The sequence below is a fragment of the Candidatus Obscuribacterales bacterium genome, assembly GCA_036703605.1.
Taxonomy (GTDB): Bacteria; Cyanobacteriota; Cyanobacteriia; order RECH01; family RECH01; genus RECH01.
In genome coordinates this window covers 1-2,231 of the sequence record DATNRH010000793.1, presented here as the reverse complement: position 1 = coordinate 2,231, position 2,231 = coordinate 1, and the positions used below count along the sequence as shown (strand labels likewise).

General features: G+C 57.5%; 1 protein-coding gene. It reads left to right on the top strand.

What is annotated here, in order from left to right; all coding sequences use genetic code 11:
• Positions 1-22: 22 nt before the first annotated feature.
• Positions 23-2,231, top strand: a 2,209-nt coding sequence (locus V6D20_16455) for an SAV_2336 N-terminal domain-related protein (GenBank protein HEY9817372.1), incomplete at its 3' end; no start/stop codon positions are given.

Sequence of the window (2,231 nt, the reverse complement as noted above, 5' to 3'; positions counted from 1 at the left end):
CTGGAGACCTGATTGACCGCCTGTGGAAACATCTGAGCAGCAGCGAAGACCAACGATCGGACAGTTCGCGCAACGGTTAGCGCAACTGGGGCTAGATCTAGACGGCCGAGACCTAGCTGACGCGGTTTGGCTAGCTCAGTTTATGCCGCAAGCAGTCTACACGGCTCCCGAACCGGAGGCAGAGCCTACACCGTCGTCGCCCATACAAACCGTAGAAGCTCCCTCTATCCCCGCAGCCGAACCCACCACGAGTCTCTACATCGACGATCGCCCCCCATCACCCCCAGAGCCTGCCGAGTCTCCGGAGCCCCAAGAAACTCCCCAAGGAACGCCGTTCCCAGTTCCGGCGGCCCCAGCTCTGCGCACGCGTCTCGATCTAGCGCGATCGCTGCGGCCGTTGATGCGAAAGGTGCCATCCCGCAACCGCTACGACCTAGACGAAGAGGCAACCGTCACTCAAATTGCTGAAACCCAATTGCAACTTCCGGTGGTGCGATCGCAGCCAGAACGCTGGCTTGATCTAGACTTTATCGTTGAAGATTCTAAAACGACGGTCATCTGGGAACGGGCGATCGCTGAATTGCAGCACTTGATGGAATACCAAGGTGCCTTTCGCACCGTGCGCACGTGGCAGTTGAGCGTCCCCGATCCCAACAGTGCCAAACCGGACGATGTGCATCTGTTTCCCCGATGGCGCGATCGCTCTCCGGCTGCTCGTCAACGTCCTCGCAATACCCGAGAATTGCGGGATATGGGCGGGCGGCGGCTGTTGCTCTTAGTCACCGACTGCACATCCCTGCTATGGCGACGGGGCATCATCCACGACACTCTGCTGGATTGGGCTACGGTGCAGCCGGTTTCTATTGTGCAATTATTTCCAGAACGCTTATGGTCTCGCACCGCCTTGAGTGATGGGCATATTGTCCGATTGCGGGCGATCGCTCCGGGACTACCGAGTGCGCTCCTAGATATGGATAACGCCCCGGTCTTGTCTGGAGCTAGCGCTGATGACTGGGATGACGACGGGCAGGATCCTGCACAAGATGACGATCAACGCCTGCTCACGTTACCCATTGTGACGCTGAATCCACAATCCATGCTCCGTTGGGCCCGAGTAGTGGCTGGGATGGGCGATACACCAACGCCAGGACGCGCCTTTGAGCTCAGTATGATTCGGCAAATCGCCCAGGACTATGATGCATCACGGGAGGCGATCGCCCAAAGTCCCCCTCGCACGGCCCGCCAACGGGTTGCCCTGTTCCGCGCCTCGGCATCGGAGACGGCGGAGAAGCTGGCAGGCTATATGGCAGCTACGCCGGTGAGTTTGCCGGTGATTGATCTGCTGCGGGATGTCTTTGTGCCCGAGGCGCGGCAAGACCATGTGGCGGAGGTGTTGCTGAGTGGTTTATTACAGCGTTGCGACCAAGTGGATGATGAGGTTTGCCGCTATCGGTTTTTTGGCGATGAGCAGACGGTTGGAGAGGGCGATCGCGTCCGTGATCTGCTCCTAGATGGTGTGCCGGTGCAGCGTACGGTGGAGGTCTTAAATCATCTCACCCTACTCATCCAAGATCGAGCTGGCAATACCCTCACCAGTTTTGAAGCCTTCCTCGCTGCTTTTGAAGAATCGGGAACGGCATTGGAAGCCAGGGCTTTGCCGCTGGCCGAAGTCGGGCTGAGTGTTTTACATCGTTTGGGAGGCACCTACAGAGCGATCGCCCAGCGCTATGAGACGGTTTTGCAGCCCTCATCATTGTCGTCCAATGGGGAACAACGGGTTCAATCCGAAGACATCCACTATGAAGAGCTGGAATACGAAGTCGCGGAATTCATCGACTTTCCACCCCTGCAAACCATTACCTACACCTCTCCAACCATTGTTGACATTCAAGATCGCTTCGACTTCACCACCGCCACAATCGAACGACAGCGTCGTTTTCTAGGGCTAGGGCGGGAATGGGTGATTCGAAAACGAGCTGGGGTAGGCTGGGGCTATATTGAGTCGTTAAACGATGATTCAGACAATCCCATCGCCCTCAACATGATCGCCATCCCCGGCGGCACCTTCACCATGGGCGCTCCCGAGGAAGAACTGGAGAGCCTAGATCGTGAACGCCCCCAGCATGACGTGACCGTTCCACCATTTTGCATCAGCCAAACTCCCATCACCCAAGCCCAGTGGCGGATTGTCGCAGGCTATGACCCCGTTGAGCGGGAACTTGATCCAGATC